Origin of the sequence: Streptomyces sp. ID05-26A, from assembly GCF_033794685.1 — a bacterium.
In the GTDB taxonomy this organism is placed as follows: domain Bacteria; phylum Actinomycetota; class Actinomycetes; order Mycobacteriales; family Pseudonocardiaceae; genus Lentzea.
In genome coordinates this window covers 173,651-188,966 of record NZ_JARAYZ010000010.1, presented here as the reverse complement: position 1 = coordinate 188,966, position 15,316 = coordinate 173,651, and the positions used below count along the sequence as shown (strand labels likewise).

General features: G+C 68.9%; 20 protein-coding genes. 13 read left to right on the top strand and 7 right to left on the bottom strand.

The features are described from left to right. Window positions 1–134: 134 nt before the first annotated feature. Window positions 135–767, bottom strand: a complete 633-nt coding sequence (locus tag PV646_RS44685; protein WP_500349243.1) for an O-methyltransferase — start codon at window positions 765–767, stop codon at window positions 135–137. A gap of 219 nt (window positions 768–986) precedes the next feature. Between PV646_RS44685 and sigE the strand changes: the two genes are divergently transcribed. The 4 genes from sigE to tatB all read left to right on the top strand — a co-directional run bounded on the left by sigE (window position 987) and on the right by tatB (window position 4,076). Next, window positions 987–1,568, top strand: coding sequence for an RNA polymerase sigma factor SigE (sigE, locus tag PV646_RS44680; protein WP_500349242.1), 582 nt, complete (start codon window positions 987–989; stop codon window positions 1,566–1,568). After that, the gene (locus PV646_RS44675; protein WP_500349241.1) at window positions 1,565–2,095 is read left to right on the top strand and encodes an anti-sigma factor; all 531 of its coding nucleotides are present in this window, start codon (window positions 1,565–1,567) and stop codon (window positions 2,093–2,095) included. The genes sigE and PV646_RS44675 overlap by 4 nt, the downstream gene beginning before the upstream one ends. A 65-nt stretch (window positions 2,096–2,160) precedes the next feature. Beyond that, window positions 2,161–3,681: a S1C family serine protease gene (locus PV646_RS44670; RefSeq protein WP_500349240.1), complete on the top strand. Its 1,521-nt coding sequence runs from the start codon at window positions 2,161–2,163 to the stop codon at window positions 3,679–3,681. Window positions 3,682–3,698: 17 nt separating this feature from the next. After that, window positions 3,699–4,076, top strand: a complete 378-nt coding sequence (tatB, locus tag PV646_RS44665) for a Sec-independent protein translocase protein TatB (RefSeq protein WP_500349239.1) — start codon at window positions 3,699–3,701, stop codon at window positions 4,074–4,076. 62 nt (window positions 4,077–4,138) lie between these two features. On the opposite strand, the gene PV646_RS44660 is transcribed toward tatB, so the two are convergent. Continuing rightward, the gene (locus tag PV646_RS44660) at window positions 4,139–5,284 is read right to left on the bottom strand and encodes an Mrp/NBP35 family ATP-binding protein (protein WP_500349238.1); all 1,146 of its coding nucleotides are present in this window, start codon (window positions 5,282–5,284) and stop codon (window positions 4,139–4,141) included. On the opposite strand from PV646_RS44660, the gene PV646_RS44655 reads away from it, so the two are divergent. After that, window positions 5,274–5,855 (top strand): MarR family winged helix-turn-helix transcriptional regulator, encoded by a 582-nt coding sequence (locus PV646_RS44655; RefSeq protein ID WP_500349237.1) that lies wholly within the window; start codon window positions 5,274–5,276, stop codon window positions 5,853–5,855. The two genes, PV646_RS44660 and PV646_RS44655, sit on opposite strands and share 11 nt — an antisense overlap. A 4-nt stretch (window positions 5,856–5,859) precedes the next feature. Then, entirely contained in the window at window positions 5,860–6,258 is a 399-nt protein-coding gene (locus tag PV646_RS44650; protein ID WP_500349236.1) for an NUDIX hydrolase, read from the top strand. Window positions 6,259–6,264: 6 nt separating this feature from the next. Here the strand turns inward: PV646_RS44650 and PV646_RS44645 are convergent, their stop codons facing one another. Genes PV646_RS44645 through PV646_RS44630 form a run of 4 tightly spaced genes read right to left on the bottom strand, consistent with a single transcriptional unit; the run spans window position 6,265 to window position 9,176 of the window. Next, on the bottom strand, window positions 6,265–6,750 hold the full coding sequence (locus tag PV646_RS44645) for a DUF1003 domain-containing protein (protein WP_500349235.1): 486 nt from the start codon (window positions 6,748–6,750) through the stop codon (window positions 6,265–6,267). After that, on the bottom strand, window positions 6,743–7,996 hold the full coding sequence (locus PV646_RS44640) for a magnesium transporter MgtE N-terminal domain-containing protein (RefSeq protein WP_500349234.1): 1,254 nt from the start codon (window positions 7,994–7,996) through the stop codon (window positions 6,743–6,745). Before PV646_RS44640 ends, PV646_RS44645 begins: the two co-directional genes overlap by 8 nt. Window positions 7,997–8,010: 14 nt before the next feature. Then, window positions 8,011–8,844: an aminoglycoside phosphotransferase family protein gene (locus PV646_RS44635; RefSeq protein ID WP_500349233.1), complete on the bottom strand. Its 834-nt coding sequence runs from the start codon at window positions 8,842–8,844 to the stop codon at window positions 8,011–8,013. Then, on the bottom strand, window positions 8,841–9,176 hold the full coding sequence (locus PV646_RS44630; protein WP_500349232.1) for a hypothetical protein: 336 nt from the start codon (window positions 9,174–9,176) through the stop codon (window positions 8,841–8,843). The genes PV646_RS44635 and PV646_RS44630 overlap by 4 nt, the downstream gene beginning before the upstream one ends. Window positions 9,177–9,286: 110 nt before the next feature. Here PV646_RS44630 and PV646_RS44625 point away from each other — a divergent pair, with 110 nt between their 5' ends. Continuing rightward, entirely contained in the window at window positions 9,287–10,246 is a 960-nt protein-coding gene (locus PV646_RS44625) for an HpcH/HpaI aldolase/citrate lyase family protein (protein ID WP_360037658.1), read from the top strand. Window positions 10,247–10,428: 182 nt separating this feature from the next. Next, complete coding sequence (locus PV646_RS44620) at window positions 10,429–10,569, top strand: hypothetical protein (RefSeq protein WP_500349231.1); 141 nt, start codon at window positions 10,429–10,431, stop codon at window positions 10,567–10,569. Window positions 10,570–10,577: 8 nt separating this feature from the next. Here the strand turns inward: PV646_RS44620 and PV646_RS44615 are convergent, their stop codons facing one another. Beyond that, a complete protein-coding gene (locus PV646_RS44615; RefSeq protein WP_500349230.1) occupies window positions 10,578–10,952 on the bottom strand; it encodes a DUF4190 domain-containing protein in 375 nt (124 codons plus the stop codon). 202 nt (window positions 10,953–11,154) lie between these two features. On the opposite strand from PV646_RS44615, the gene PV646_RS44610 reads away from it, so the two are divergent. The 5 genes from PV646_RS44610 (at window position 11,155) to PV646_RS44590 (ending at window position 15,222) form a co-directional block, all read left to right on the top strand. Next, window positions 11,155–12,351, top strand: coding sequence for an acyl-CoA dehydrogenase family protein (locus tag PV646_RS44610; protein ID WP_500349229.1), 1,197 nt, complete (start codon window positions 11,155–11,157; stop codon window positions 12,349–12,351). Between the two features lie 143 nt (window positions 12,352–12,494). Next, window positions 12,495–13,262 (top strand): hypothetical protein, encoded by a 768-nt coding sequence (locus PV646_RS44605; protein ID WP_500349228.1) that lies wholly within the window; start codon window positions 12,495–12,497, stop codon window positions 13,260–13,262. A 9-nt stretch (window positions 13,263–13,271) separates the two neighbouring features. Next, window positions 13,272–13,928 carry a hypothetical protein gene (locus PV646_RS44600; protein ID WP_500349227.1) on the top strand — a complete coding sequence of 219 codons (657 nt, stop codon included), beginning with the start codon at window positions 13,272–13,274 and terminating at the stop codon, window positions 13,926–13,928. Window positions 13,929–13,965: 37 nt separating this feature from the next. Further along, the gene (locus PV646_RS44595; protein ID WP_500349226.1) at window positions 13,966–14,565 is read left to right on the top strand and encodes a hypothetical protein; all 600 of its coding nucleotides are present in this window, start codon (window positions 13,966–13,968) and stop codon (window positions 14,563–14,565) included. 132 nt (window positions 14,566–14,697) lie between these two features. After that, the gene (locus PV646_RS44590) at window positions 14,698–15,222 is read left to right on the top strand and encodes a YflT domain-containing protein (protein ID WP_500349225.1); all 525 of its coding nucleotides are present in this window, start codon (window positions 14,698–14,700) and stop codon (window positions 15,220–15,222) included. Window positions 15,223–15,316: the final 94 nt, after the last annotated feature.

Sequence of the window (15,316 nt, the reverse complement as noted above, 5' to 3'; positions counted from 1 at the left end):
CCAGGCATGCAGCAAGAGCTATGGCGCGACTCGTGATGGGACCCCACCGCCTGGACCGCTTGCGAAAGACAAAGACGGACGGCTCGCCTGCGGCATCGCTTGCGATCAGGCTGCTCGCCTTGGCTTGTGCGCGGTCAGGGCCTGCGCGCCGCTACCAGCAGGCCGTCTCCCAGGGGGAGGATCACCGGCACCAAGCGGTCGTCCTCCTTCACCAGGCGTGCGATGTCCCGCATTGCCTGCGTTGAGTCGTCCCGCTTGCTGGGATCCACGACTGCGCCGTGCCACAGGACGTTGTCGAACGCGATGACCCCGCCTGGGCGCAGCATGCGCACGCCGTGTTCCAGGTACTGCGGGTACTCGGGCTTGTAGGCGTCCACGAAGACGAGGTCGTACGCCGCGTCGGTCAGGCGTGGCAAGACGTCCAGGGCCTTGCCCATGATCAGGCGGGTTCGGGACGGGGAGATGCCTGCTGCCGTGTAGGCCTCGCGGGCTGCCCGTTGGTGTTCTGAGGCCACGTCTATCGAGGTCAGGATGCCGGACTTCGGCATGCCCGCCAGGAGGTAGAGGCCGCTGGTGCCTGCGCCGGTGCCGATTTCCACCACCGCGCGGGCCTGGAGTGCGGTTGCGAGGAACCGCAGGGCGGCGCCTCCGCCCGCGCCGATGGGCACGCAGCCCAGTTCCTGGCCGCGTGCTCTTGCTGCCAGGTGCACGTCGTCCTCGGGGAGGTACTGCTCGACGTACTCCCGCAGGGCCGATTCCGTGGTCACGGGGTAGCAGGTTAGTGCGTCCAGTGCCCAAAACGGGTGAACGTGGCCCGAACCGAAATTCTCAGGGTGCTCTCAGCCCACTCTCACGATCGTTTAAAGCGCGCGGGAGAAGGTACAGAAGCAAGAAGCCAGGCTCTAGTCGGGAACAAGCCGGACCCGTCGCCCGTTGAGCCGCATAAGGGTCGCCGGGCGGCCCACATGGAGGTGCCGAAACACCTGATGCGCACGCAGTCGAGTTCACTGGAGGCCGTCGCGCCCATCGAGACGGCCGACTGGACGCCGCCCTCGTGGGACGCAATCGTCCGTGAGCACGCGGACAGGGTCTACCGGCTCGCGTACCGCCTGACCGGCAACCAGCACGATGCCGAGGACCTCACGCAGGAGACGTTCATCCGCGTGTTCCGGTCGCTGGCTTCGTACAAGCCGGGCACCTTCGAGGGGTGGCTGCACCGCATCACCACCAACCTCTTCCTCGACATGGCTCGCCGTCGCAGCCGTGTCCGCATGGAGGCGCTGCCCGAGGACAACGACCGCCTCGAGGGTGACGACCTGTCCCCCGAGGAGATCTACGACGAGAACCACCTTGATCCCGATCTGCAGGCCGCGCTGGACGAGCTCCCGCCGGAGTTCCGTGCCGCCGTCGTGCTCTGTGACGTGGAAGGACTCTCCTACGAGGAGATCGGCGCCACGCTCGGGGTGAAGATGGGTACCGTGAGGAGCAGGATCCACCGGGGCCGTCAGGCTCTGCGGGTCGCGCTCGAACGTCGTCGTCAAGAATCGTTGCTGGAGGACTCTGCATGACCGACCTCCGAGGTTGGGGCCTGCCTGAGCAGCATCTCTTGCCGGATGCCGTGGTCGCGTTCGTGGACGGAGAACTGTCCTCGACCGCCCACGAGCGGGTGTCCGCGCACGTTCAGCGCTGTGGCTTCTGCGCATTCGAGACCTACACGCAGCAGCAGGCGCGCTCAGCCGTGCGCACTGCTTCGGCGCCCACGGCGTCGGCGTCGTTGCTCGACAGGCTCGGCGCGATTCCTCAAGAGGTCGAACTGCCCTCCGCTCCGGACGGGCTCGCGATCACCGAGGACGGTCAGTTCGTGGCCGTCCAGCGCACGGACAAGCCCGCGTTCGGCGCCGGGCCCGTGCTGGGGTCCTCGAGACCGCTGGGCAGCAACGGCTGGTTCAGCGGCCGGCGTGCCCGCCAGGGTGCCGGTGTCGTCGTGAGCGGCATGTTGCTGAGCGCGCTCGCGTTCACCACGTCCGACGGCGAGCCGCCCGTGCAGGTTCCGGTGCCGCAGAACGCCGGCGCGGTCTTCGCGACCACCCCCTGACAGTCATTTCACCGTTGTTGAGGCACGCTGTAGCTCAGCACTCCTAGCGGAAAACTCGGGGAGAGATGAGCCAGCAGTCGCCCAACGGCCAGACGTCCACACCCGTTTCCGGAGTGGACGACGGAGCGCATCGCAGGCTCCGGCCACGGCCCCTGGTGCAGCCGCCGGTCGACCCCGCGTTCGCCACCGCTTTCGGCCGCCCGGACGGTGTTCCCGGCGCGTTCGCCTCGCGTGACGTGCCCATGTCCCAGCTCCAGTCCGCGCCTCCGCCCCCCGAGTCCCTCGTGACGGCGTTCGGCCGCCAGGGTTCTCCGGAGCTGTTGCAGCGGCCGCCGGTGCCCGTGTCGGACCCGGATCCGGACATCGACCCGGTGTTCTGGGGCGACAAGCCCGCCGGCGACCCGTGGCGCGACCCGGCGTCCGGTGCCGTCATCGGTCCGCCCGCCGTCGGTGAGGACGCTCCCGGTGAGCCCGAGGGCAAGCCCGAGCCCGGTCCGCAGCTGAGCGTTCCCGAACTGATCTTCGGCCGTCGGGTGAAGCCCACGGCCCTCGCGTTGCTGCTCACGGTCGCGCTGGTCCTGGGCGCCGTCGGTGGCCTGGTCGGCTGGCTGATCGGCAGGGCCGGCAACCCGCTGACCGACTCGACCGTCACGCTGGCCGAGGTGGCCGAGGGCAAGGAACGCCCGGCCGGCTCGATCTCGGACATCGCCAAGCGCGTGACGCCCAGCGTCGTCTCCATCGAGTTCAAGGGCGCGAACGTCGCGGGCGTCGGCTCTGGCGTCGTCATCGAGGCCGGCGGCTACATCCTGACCAACGACCACGTCGTCGCCCCGGCCGCGCAGGACTCCTCGGCCAAGCTCAGCGCCGTCTTCACCGACGGCACGCGTGCCCAGGCCCGCGTCGTCGGCCGCGACCCGAAGACCGACCTCGCCGTCATCAAGGTCGAGGTCACGAACCCGACGGTCCTGCAGTTCGGCAACTCCGACGAGCTCCAGGTCGGCGACAGCGTGATCGCCATCGGCTCCCCGTTGCAGCTCTCCAACACCGTCACCGAGGGCATCGTCTCCGCGCTGCACCGCCCGGTCACGGCGGCGGGCGAGAACGGCGGCCCCCAGGTCACCTACGACGCGATCCAGACCGACGCCGCCATCAACCCGGGCAACTCCGGCGGCGCGCTGGTCGACTCGCGCGGCGCCCTGATCGGCATCAACTCGTCGATCCGCACCGAGACAGGTGGTTCGGTCGGCCTCGGCTTCGCGATCTCCGGCAACCAGGCCCGCAAGATCAGCCAGGAGCTGATCCGCAGCGGCCAGGTCAAGCACGCGGACATGAACGTCAACGTGAAGTCCGTGTCCGCCGAGACCTCCGAAGGCGCCCAGGTGCAGAACGTCCCCGCCGGAGGTGCCGCGGCCGCCGCGGGCATCCAGGAGGGCGACGTCATCACCAGGGTCGGCAACCGCATGGTCCGCAACGCGGCCGAACTGGTCGTCGCGGTCAGGGAACACGAAATCGGCCAAACGGTGCAGGTGACGCTGGCGCGCCAGGGCCGCGAGCTCAAACTCGACGTGACATTGAAGAGCGACTGAGAAGTAGGCTGAGACCTGTGTTCGACAGCATCGGATGGGTAGAGATCCTCATCATCGTCGTCGCGGGTCTCTTCATCCTGGGACCCGAACGCATGCCGACGGCGGCAGCGTGGCTGGGGAAGACCGTGCGCCAGGTCCGCGAGTACGCGACCGGAGCGCGGGAGCAGCTCAAGCAGGAGATGGGGCCGGAGTTCGAGTCGCTCCGCAAGCCCCTCGAGGACCTGCGGGAGCTGCGCAACTTCGACCCCAAGCGCGCGGTGACCAAGCACCTCTTCGACGACTCGGAGCCGACGACCAAGTCGAACGGCTACCCGACTCCCTCGACCCCGCCCGCGGCCGAACAGCGTCCGCTCGCACCGGGTGAGCGTCCGCCGTACGACCCGGACGCCACCTGAGTCCTGAACGCACGAGGGGCCCCTTCCGCGCGGAAGGGGCCCCTCGTGCGTTACGTGAGTGCTTAGCGACCGGCGGGCGAGACGTTGAGCAGACGCCCTGCCAGGCCGCGCGAACGAACCGAGAGCTTCGTGGCGATCCCGGTCAGCACCTGGGCGGCGGCCGAGTCCGGCACCGCCTGCACGATCGGCGTGCCCGAGTCGCCGTTCTCCCGCAGGCGCGGGTCCAGCGGCACCTGCCCGAGCAGCGGCACGTCGGAGCCGATGGCCTTGGTCAGCGACTCCGCGACGGCCTCGCCGCCACCGGTGCCGAAGACCTCCATGCGCGAGCCGTCGGGCATCTCCAGCCACGACATGTTCTCGATGACGCCCGCGACCCGCTGACGGGTCTGCAGCGCGATCGACCCGGCGCGCTCGGCCACCTCGGCGGCGGCCTGCTGCGGCGTCGTCACCACGAGGATCTCGGCGTTCGGCACGAGCTGCGCGACGGAGATCGCGATGTCGCCGGTGCCGGGCGGCAGGTCGATCAGCAGCACGTCCAGGTCGCCCCAGAACACGTCCGCGAGGAACTGCTGCAACGCGCGGTGCAGCATCGGGCCGCGCCACACGACCGGGGTGTTGCCCGGCGTGAACATGCCGATCGAGATGACCTTCACGCCGTGCGCGGACGGCGGCATGATCATCTTCTCGACCTGGGTGGGCTTGCCGTCGGCGCCCAGCATGCGCGGGATCGAGTGGCCGTAGATGTCCGCGTCGACGATGCCGACGGAGAGCCCGCGGGCCGCCATCGACACGGCGAGGTTCACGGTGACCGACGACTTGCCGACGCCGCCCTTGCCGGACGCGACGCAGTACACGCGCGTCAGCGAGCCCGGCTGGGCGAACGGGATGACCGGCTCCTCGGCGCCGCCGCGCAGCGTCTTGCGGAGCTCGGTGCGCTGGGCGTCGCTCATGACGTCGAGGTCGACCCGCACGGACGAGACGCCGTCCAGGGCCTCGACGGCCGCGGTGACGTCCTTCGTGATCTTGTCCCGCATCGGGCAACCGGCGACCGTCAGGAAGATGCCCACGACCACGGCGCCGTCCGCGCCGACCTCGACGTCCTTGACCATGCCGATCTCGGTGATCGGGCGGCGGATCTCGGGGTCCTGCACACCGGCGAGCGCCTTGCGGACGTCGTCGACCGTGGGGAGGGGCTGCGTGGTGGTCACCGATCCATGCTACGTCCGGTTCGTGCCCGTCCTACCGGCCGGTCACTTCTCCGTACAGGCCCAGGTCGTAGCCGGGAGCACGCTGTCCGTAACATCGACGCCCGTGCCGGAATCGGGTAGTTCCCGGTTGCCCACCCGTGTCGAGCTCGGGGTGTGGCGATCGTTCCTCCGCGCGCATGCACGGATCACGAGGGTCCTCGAGGCCGAACTGATTGCTGAGCAGCGCCTATCGCTCGCGGCGTACGACGTGCTGGTTCAACTGGCCGAGACGCCTTCCATGCGCATGCGCATGACTGAACTGGCCGATGCCGTTCTGCTGTCCCGTTCTGGCGTGACCCGCCTGGTGGACCGTTTGGAACGTGCTGGGCTCGTCGGGCGTGAACGCGCCGACGGTGACGGACGCGGCATCGTGGCCGTGCTCACACCGCTGGGCGCCGAACGTCTCCGCAGTGCCTCCACCACCCACCTCGCCGGCGTCGCCGAGCACTTCGGGGAGAGCTTCGGCCCCGGTGAGCTCGAGGCGTTCGGCCGCACGTGCGACCGGCTCGCCGCGGACGACGTGTTCCCCTGATCGCATGATCACGGTGGTGGGACTCGTGCACGTCGAGGCTGGCCGCCTCCTCGTTGTGCGCTCACGCAACAAGAAGGCCTTCTACCTCCCGGGCGGCAAGATCGAGCCGGGGGAGTCCCTCGAGGACGCTGTCCGCCGCGAGGTCCGGGAAGAGCTCGGCGTCGAACTGGACGAACCCTCACAACTAAAGCGCTACATCTCTCTCGCGTACGGCGAGGGCGAGGGCGCGATGGTCGACATGACCTGCTTCACGGCACGACTGCTGGGCACACCGCGGCCCACGGGCGAGATCGCCGAACTGACCTACGTGACGCGTGACGAGTACCGCGAGCACGCCGAGACCGCTCCCGCGATCCACGAGGTCCTGGCGGACCTGGTCGCGAGTGGACGGATCAGGACGTGAGGCGGCTCACGGCCGGACCTTCTTCAGGTTGTTCTGCTCCTTCACCAGCTTCTCCAGCTCACTCCGGATGAAGTCGCGCGTCGCCACCTCGCCCAGAGCCAGCCGGACCGCCGCCAGCTCCCGCGCCAGGTACTCGGTGTCCGCCTTCGTCTGCGCCGCCCGCTTGCGGTCCTCCTCCAGCGACACCCGGTCCCGGTCGTCCTGCCGGTTCTGCGCGAGCAGGATCAACGGCGCGGCGTAGGCGGCCTGCGTCGAGAACGCCAGGTTCAGCAGGATGAACGGGTACGGGTCCCACCGCAGCGACACCGCGACGAGGTTCACCGTGATCCAGGCGACGACGAGCAGCGTCTGCCAGAACAGGAACTTGCCGGTGCCGAGGAAGCGCGCGAGCCGTTCGGAGAGCTGCCCGAACGTGTCGGGGTCGATGGAGAACCGGAAGCCCCTCGGTTCGCGCGGCTGGTCGAGTCTGCGCCGGGGCAGTACTTCAGGCATGGCTCAGTCCCGTCTCGCGCCAGTTGTCCGGCAGCAGGTGGTCCAGCACGTCGTCCACGGTGACGGCGCCGAGCAGGTGCTCGGTCTCGTCGAGCACCGGGGCGCACACCAGGTTGTAGGTGGCGAAGTAGCGCGTCACGTCGCTCAGCGAGGCGTTCGGCGACAGGCGGGCCATGTCCGTGTCGAGCACTCCGGCGACGAGGTCGAACGGCGGTTCGCGCAGCAGTCGCTGGATGTGCACGCAGCCGAGGTAGCGGCCGGTCGGGGTCGCCGAGGGGGAGCGGCACACGAAGACCATCGACGCCAGCGCGGGTGTGAGGTCGGGATTCCGCACTCGTGCCAGCGCTTCCGCGATCGTCGCGTCCGGCGTGAGGATGATCGGTTCCGGTGTCATCAGACCACCGGCGGTGTCGAACGAGTACTCCAGCAGCCGGCGGACCGGTGCGGACTCCTCGGGTTCCATCAGCTCCAGCAACCGGTCCTTGATGCCCTCGGCCAGCTCGCTCAGGAGGTCCGCCGCGTCGTCCGGGTTCATCGCCTCCAGGACGTCCGCGGCGCGCTCCTCGTCCAGGTGCGACAGGATGCCCTTCTGGTCCTCTTCGGACAGTTCCTCGATGACGTCGGCGAGCCGTTCGTCGTCGAGAGCGTCCGCGACCTCGAAGCGGCGCTTGGGCGGCAGCTCGTGCAGGGCGTTCGCGACGTCGGCCGCGCGCATGCCTTCGAAGACCGCGACGAGCTGGTGCGCGCCCTGCGGCTGGCCGGCGAGCTCGTTCACGCTCAGGCCGCCGACGTCCTCCCACCGCCACACCTGCACCGGGCCCTTGAGGCTGAACCGGCCGGTGCGCTCCCGCCCGGCGACGCGGACCATGCGCCAGTCGCGGGTGCGGGTCAGCTCCATCGCCGCGTCCACGACGACCGCGGTGGCGCCGTCCTCGAGCTGGATCCTGGCGTCGAGCAGCTCGCCGATCACCAGCACCTCGTTGACGCGCTGGTGGAACGGCCGCAGGTTCACCGACCCGGTCGCGAGCGTCACGGCGTTCGGCTCGACCGAGGTGAGCCGCAGCATCGGCACGAAGATCCGCCGGCGCGTCACGAGCTCGACGACCATGCCGAGCACGCGCGGCGGTTGCCGGTCGATGCGAAGGCTGATCACGACGTCCCGGGCCTTGCCGACGGGTTCGCCGTCGGGGCCGAACACGGGAAGTCCGGCCAGCTGAGCGATGTAGACCCGGTTCACAGCCACCACAGCTCCAGGCTAGATCACCCGCCGACCGCCCACCCGGCGATCTCGGCGCAGATCACGGCCTGTTCCTCGTCGTCTTCACCGAGACACCAGATCCAGTTCGTCACCGCGCGGTGCAGCGTCCAGTCCCGTGCGGCCTCTTCGTCCAGTTCGCCCGCGTCGCACACGGCGTGGAAGCGGTCGGCGAGCCCTTTTCTCCCGTCCATCTCGTCGAACCTGTTCCACAGCAACGGAAGCACGCCGAACTCGGGATCGCCGGACAGCGGTTTCGGGTCGATCATCAGCCACGGTTCGCGGTGGCCGCGCAGCACGTTCTCGTAGTGCAGGTCCTCGTTGACGAGGGTCGTGCCCATCGGCCTGGTGCCGGCCTCGCGGGCCGCGTCGAGCAGCCTGCGCGGCACCGCCGGGTGGTCTTCGAGGTCGCTGGAGAACCGCCGGAAGTCGTCCGGCGCCTGGAGTCCGCGGTGGCGGCGCATCAGGTCGCCGATGACGCCGATCGCGAGGTCGACCGGTTCGTCGTCGAGCGAGTGCTGGTCGAGGCGTTCCAGCAGCAACGCGCCGAGCTCACCGTCGTGGTCGAGCAGCCGCACGGTGCCGTTGCCGTCGTAGAGCTTCAACGCGATCGGTTCGTGCTCGGTCTCGGTGTCGACCCAGGTCAGCTTGAGCGCGGCGGGGTGCCCGTCGGCCTGGCGGACCGGCAGGACGACCGCGCAGAACCCGTTCATCAGCGCGCCGTCCGGGGTGAGCCGCCAGCGCGCGCACGCCTTGGTGGCGAGCTTGGGCAGCTTCGCGACCCACTCGTCCGCGCCGTCGCCCAGCCCCTCGCCGAAGCCCTCCGGCACGGTGATCATGGCGTGAACTCCAGGCGGTACACGGCGTCCCACCGCGGTTTCGTGTTGAGCCGGGCGGTCCGCAGGGCCTGCGCCGTCTCGTCGTCGGGCTCGGTCAGGTGCGCGACGGCCTGTGCGTCGACGAGGTGCGAGTGCGTGCTGGGGGAGCGGACGGTGACGGTGACCTGTGCGCCGTCGCTCAGGGGCGCCTCCGGTTCGGTGCCGCCGGAGACGACCCACAGGGAGTCGGCCCGCCAGTGGGCGTGCACGAGACGGGGCTCGTGGCCGGGTGAGGTGATCCAGACGGCCGCGGCCTTGCGCAGCGCCGAGTCGAGGATTCGCGTGATCTCCACCGGTCAAGACTGCCAGGGTCTGTGAGACCGGACTCAGCGAATATGCGGCCGGAGTTGATGCGTGCCACTGTGACGCACATAGTTACCGGCCGGTACAAGGAGGTACTCCAGTGGTCGACCAGCAGCGTCCCCGTCGCTCGTGTCTGGCGGTCCCCGGCTCGAGCCAGAAGATGATCGACAAGGCGCGCACGCTGCCGGCGGACCAGGTGTTCCTGGACCTGGAAGACGCCTGCGCGCCGCTGGCCAAGCCCGACGCCCGCAAGACCATCGTCGCCTCGCTCAACGAGGGCGGCTGGGGTGACAAGGCCCGCGTCGTGCGCGTCAACGACTGGACGACGGAGTGGACCTACCGCGACGTCACCGAGGTCGTCGAAGGTGCCGGCGCGAACCTCGACTGCATCATGCTGCCGAAGGTCCAGACGCCCGAGCAGGTCGTCGCGCTCGACTTCCTGATCACCCAGATCGAGAAGACGATGGGCTACGAGGTCGGCAAGATCGGCATCGAGGCGCAGATCGAGAACGCCCTGGGCCTGAACAACGTCAACGCGATCGCCACCGCGTCCCCGCGCGTCGAGACGATCATCTTCGGCCCGGCGGACTTCATGGCGTCGATCAACATGAAGTCGCTGGTGGTCGGCGAGCAGCCGCCCGGTTACGACGTCGGCGACGCCTACCACTACATCCTGATGCGGATCCTGATGGCCGCGCGGGCCCACGACAAGCAGGCCATCGACGGCCCCTACCTGCAGATCCGCGACGTCGACGGCTACAAGCGCGTCGCCGGGCGTTCGGCGGCGCTGGGCTTCGACGGCAAGTGGGTGCTGCACCCCGGCCAGATCGACGCGGCCAACGAGGTCTTCAGCCCGAAGCAGGACGACTACGACCACGCCGAGAACATCCTCGACGCGTACGAGTTCTACACGTCCGAGGCGGGCGGCAGGCGCGGCGCGGTGATGCTCGGCGACGAGATGATCGACGAGGCGTCGCGCAAGATGGCGCTGGTGATCTCCGGCAAGGGCCGTGCCGCGGGCATGGCTCGCGCGAACGTGTGGACGCCGCCGGAGGACTGATTTCGTTACGGATTGTGCGCTACTTCACCACGAATGTCACTGGACGTGTTCGACCGTCACAGGTTGCGTTCGAAACGGGTGAAGTAACGCACAATCCGTCACCGAAGTTTGCGATCAAGCCCCGGGGTGGGGGCATGCTCTTGGGCATGTCACGTTCGAGTAACGGAAAGACGAGCAGACGCTTGCGGCTCTTCAAACGCCGCGAGGACGACCTGCTCGAGCGCAGCTTCCGCAGCTGCCCGGGATGCGATGCCGACGTCCACGTGTTCGCCGACGTCTGCCGCCACTGCGGTGGCGCGCTGGAGATCGCCCTCGCGGGCTGAGGCTCCCGTCAGTAGCCCTCGTTGATGCCCGCCATCACCGCGAAGACGATGAACGCCAGGTAGGCCAGGCCGCCGGCGATGATGAGATAACCGATGATCAGGCCGGCCAGGGCCAGGCCGTGCCCGTCCTCCTCGCCCCGCTTGATCTTCCCCAGGGCGATGTGACCGAAGACCACGCCGACGATCGCCGTCAGGCCGCAGGTCGCGGGACCCACGATCGACAGCACGAGAGCCAGGATCGCGTTCGTCTGCGACTTGGGCGGGGGCGGCGGGTAGCCGTAGCCGTACATGGGCTGCTGGCCGTACGGGCCGGGCTGGCCGTAAGGCGGCTGCTGGCCGTACGGATCGCCTGGCTGCTTCGGGTTGTACGGGTCGTAAGTCATCGCGGTCCCCCTAGATGTGTGAGCGGGGAATCTTAAGGTCCTGGCGCGGAGTTCGTCGCGTGCGGGTGCGCGAATCCACCAGTCAGCGGTGCTGTTTCGGTACAGCGGGCGCCCGCGTTGTTGCGGAGAGCACACCCCGGTCGCAAACGGGCGTTAACCGGTCCATACTCGCCGGTAACCAAAGCCTTGGAAGGGAAGTGCGATGGCGCGCCTCGCCCAGACCGCGGGTCTCACGGACATCCAGGAAGAAATCCTCGCGACGGTTCGCACGTTCGTGGAGAAGGAGATCATTCCGCACGCCCAGACGCTGGAGCACGGCGACACGTACCCCGCCGACATCGTCGAGGGCATGAAGGAGATGGGCCTCTTCGGTCTCACGATCCCCGAGGAGTACGGCGGCCTGGGCGAGTCCCTGCTGACCTACGCGCTGGTGGTCGAGCAGATCGCGCGCGGCTGGATGAGCGTCTCCGGTGTCATCAACACGCACTTCATCGTGGCGCACATGCTCAAGCAGCACGGGACGCCCGAGCAGAAGCAGAAGTACCTGCCGCGCATGGCCGCGGGCGAGGTGCGCGGGTCGTTCTCCATGTCCGAGCCCGAACTCGGCTCCGACGTGGCCGCGATCCGCACCCGCGCGGTCAAGAGCGCCGACGGCTACACCATCAACGGCCAGAAGATGTGGCTGACCAACGGCGGCACGTCCAACCTCACCGCCGTGCTGGTGAAGACCGACGAGGGCGCCGAGAAGCCGCACCAGAACCTCACGGCGTTCCTGGTCGAGAAGCCCGAGGGCTACGGCGAGGTCCTGCCGGGCCTCACGATCCCCGGCAAGATCGACAAGATGGGCTACAAGGGCGTCGACACCACCGAGATGGTGTTCGACGGCTTCGAGATCGCCGCGGACCAGGTGCTGGGCGGCGTCACCGGCCAGGGCTTCCGCCACATGATGGACGGCGTCGAGGTGGGCCGAGTGAACGTGGCCGCCCGCGCGTGCGGCATCGCGATCCGCGCCTTCGAGCTCGCGATCGAGTACTCGCAGCAGCGAAAGACGTTCGGCAAGGCCATCGCCGAGCACCAGGCCATCGCGTTCAAGCTCGCCGAGATGGCCACCAAGGTCGAGGCCGCGCACCTGATGATGGTCAACGCGGCGCGGCTGAAGGACTCGGGGCAGCGCAACGACGTCGAGGCCGGCATGGCGAAGCTCATCGCCTCCGAGTACTGCGCCGAGGTGACGCAGGAGTCGTTCCGCATTCACGGCGGTTACGGCTATTCCAAGGAATACGAGATCGAGCGCCTGATGCGCGAGGCCCCGTTCCTGCTCATCGGCGAGGGCACGTCCGAGATCCAGAAGACGATCATCAGCCGCGGCCTGCTCCGCGACTACCAGTCACGCGGGTAGACGATCTGGCGGTTCGCCCGTTAGGGGCCAATCTTTCACGGGACTGGCCCCTAACGGTTTCTGTCCGCGAGCCATAAGGTTCGCTCACTTTGAGCACAGATCTGACACTTCCGAGACCTGTGTCGCCGCCACACGTCGTCCGCATGGAGCTGGACACGTTCTCCGGCGTCGACCGTCCCGCGCTGGCCAAGTGGTTCGGCGCGCTGTTCACCGAGCTGCTCGCGCCCCTCTGCCCGGCCTCGGTCGAGGAGCTCGTGTCGGTGGCGCGCGACTACCACCCCTCCGACACAACGCCCTGGGGTCCGCCGGGATATGCCCGGCTGCTGCTCTCTTCGGGTGAGTTCACCCTTCCGTCGTGGTCGGCCGCCCTGGACGACCTGCCGTCGTTCCTGCGCGTGCAACTGGTCCAGCTCGACGGCCAGGGCCTGCCGCTGGTCGACCACGGCTGGTCCGCGGAGATCCTGCTGAAGGACGACCCCGCGTTCCCGCACCAGGTCGTGGTCACGGCGTCGCGCTCGCTGTTCGCCGGGTGGATCTCCCATGCGGTGCAACAGGAATGGCTGTCGGTCTTCCGGTCGGGAGCCGCTCTCGTGCAGGCCTCGGGCGGCTGGATCACGCTCGACCGCGTCGGGGTGCGGACCGCGCACGAGGTCGCCGTCGGCGTGGGACTCGACGAATCCCTTTTCATGGCAGCGGAAATGGCCCGCGGGCCGCACTGGGCGACGTTGCTCGGCCCGCGCCAGGTCGCTGCATTGGGTGGCGTGCAAGAGGTGTGCGCGACGGCGCCCTGTTTCTCCGTTGAACACCTCGGTGGCGGTCGCATACTTTTGCAGCTCACCGAGCACCTCGACGAGGTGCCACCGGACGTGGTGCGGAAGCTGGCCGAGTTCCTCGGCCCCGTGCTGCACTGAGGGGGAGCCGTGCAACTCGGGGACCGGCCCAGGCCGATCGTGGACCCGGTGCGCCGCCTCGCGCTGCCCGCCGAGGCGCAGCGCGGCTACCTGGAGGCCATCGGCACCGCACCGTCGGCCGACGAGCTCGCGCTCGAGTTCGACGACGTCCGGCCGCACCTGCTGACCCTCGACGCCGAGGCTGTCGAGCTGGTCGAACGCATCGACGACCTGCTCGACGCCATGAGCGGCCCCGGTCCCGTCTGGCACGTCGACGCGCTCGCCTCCTCACCGCAGTGGGCGTCGCTTCGAGTGCTGGCCGCCGAACTGGTGCGCCTGCTGCCGTTCGACGGCCGCCCGCGCCCGCTCGCTCCGTCCGAACGCGCTCTGCTGGAACGGATCCTCGCGGCGGGCGCTCCTGCCGCCCTGCGTGCCCAGCTCGACCACGTCCGCGTCCTGAAACCCTGGTACGAGGGCTCGGCCAGCCTCGATCTCGAGACCGGCGGGCCTGCCGCCGACATCGCCGACGGCGTCCTGCCGATCGACGCGCAGGTGCGTTCGGGGGCAGGCGAAATCCTGCTGTGGATCACGGACGGGCGGCTGTCCGCGATCGAGCACACCTGGGTCACCGACGAGCCGCCGACGAGACTCCCGCCCGCGGACCAGGTGACGGCACGGCCCCGTTGACCAGCGGGATGGAGTTTCGTTTGGGACCCTGTGGTCCGTGAGGCCTTCACCGAAAACCGACGTGCTCGTCGCCGTGGACACCGCCCTGCGCCCTACGGGCTTCGTCCGCCGCGGCCACGTCTGGCTCCAGGAACGCGGTGCCGGCGTCTCCGGCTGGCTCGGATTCGCCATCGCGGGCTCGCTCGACCTGACCCCGCTGGTCGGCGTCTGCTTCCGCCAGTACGACCAGGTCTGCGCCGCACTCGGCGTCGGCATCCCGACCACACCGGTGGTGTCGATGCCGCTCGGCCACCTGATGCCCGACAAGCCCGTCTGGAAGTGGACCTTCACCCCCGGCGGCGACCACGCGGCCGGCGCCTCGTCGCTGGTGGCCGCATTCCTCAAGCACGGCAAGCCGTACATCGACAAGTACGCGAAGTGGGACGCGCTGGCACGCGAGCTCGTCGCGAAGCCGGAGTCGTTGCTCGACTACGAGCGGGCGCGCAAGCTCGCGATCGTCCACGTGCTCGGCGGCAACACCGGTGCGGCTCGCGAGGCGTTGAAGAAGGAGTGTGAACGGGTGGCGGACAGCACGGACGTCCACGCGCGTTCGCACCGTGCTTTTGTGCACCGGTTCGAAATCGCGTTCCCGGGCTGACCGGACGTTGTCACGGCGGGTCTTCGGGCTGCCCGAACGCTGAAACCGGCAAAACACCCGCAGGCGTATCGGCACACCGCAGTGGGCACTGGCAGGATGGAACGATCAGCACGTCCGACAGAGGTGGTCCCCGTGACGAGTCCGTTCGCCAACCCGAACCGGCCCGGCGTCCCTCCCCGCCTGCCCACCCCGCCGACGGGGTGGCCGATCGGTTCCTACGCCACGTACGAGGAAGCGCAGCGCGCGGTCGACCACCTGGCCGTCGAGGACTTCACGGTGCAGGACGTCATGATCGTCGGCGTCGACCTGATGCTCGTCGAACGCATCACCGGCAAGCTCACCTGGAGCCGGGTGCTCATGACCGGCGCGGCGAGCGGCGCGTGGTTCGGTCTGTTCGTCGGTCTGCTGCTCACCCTGTTCAGCCCTGAGCCTGGTGTGACCGTCGGGCCCGTGCTGACCGGTCTGATCACCGGTGTGTTCTTCGGCCTGGTGTTCGCGGCGGTCGGGTACGGGTCGGCGCGCGGCAAGCGGGACTTCCAGTCGGCGTCCCAGTTGGTGGCCAACAGGTACGACGTGCTCTGCCACCCGAAGTCGGCCGAGCAGGGCCGTGACCTGCTCGCGAGGCTCGCGATGCGGCCCGTGAACCCGAGTTCTTAAGACTCACATAAGGCCATTGGTTCTGAATCGTTGCTTCCCTTGGTTGCGGCTCCTGATCACCCGGCTTAGGTTCATCTGACCGGTCCGCCCGGTG

Bases quoted from the DNA above. Each gene is read 5' to 3' on its own strand.
- sigE (WP_500349242.1), top strand. From the start codon at position 987: ATGCGCACGCAGTCGAGTTCACTGGAGGCCGTCGCGCCCATCGAGACG.
- PV646_RS44675 (WP_500349241.1), top strand. From the start codon at position 1,565: ATGACCGACCTCCGAGGTTGGGGCCTGCCTGAGCAGCATCTCTTGCCG.
- PV646_RS44670 (WP_500349240.1), top strand. From the start codon at position 2,161: ATGAGCCAGCAGTCGCCCAACGGCCAGACGTCCACACCCGTTTCCGGA.
- PV646_RS44650 (WP_500349236.1), top strand. From the start codon at position 5,860: ATGATCACGGTGGTGGGACTCGTGCACGTCGAGGCTGGCCGCCTCCTC.
- PV646_RS44645 (WP_500349235.1), bottom strand. From the start codon at position 6,750: ATGCCTGAAGTACTGCCCCGGCGCAGACTCGACCAGCCGCGCGAACCG.
- PV646_RS44635 (WP_500349233.1), bottom strand. From the start codon at position 8,844: ATGATCACCGTGCCGGAGGGCTTCGGCGAGGGGCTGGGCGACGGCGCG.
- PV646_RS44615 (WP_500349230.1), bottom strand. From the start codon at position 10,952: ATGACTTACGACCCGTACAACCCGAAGCAGCCAGGCGATCCGTACGGC.
- PV646_RS44610 (WP_500349229.1), top strand. From the start codon at position 11,155: ATGGCGCGCCTCGCCCAGACCGCGGGTCTCACGGACATCCAGGAAGAA.
- PV646_RS44605 (WP_500349228.1), top strand. From the start codon at position 12,495: ATGGAGCTGGACACGTTCTCCGGCGTCGACCGTCCCGCGCTGGCCAAG.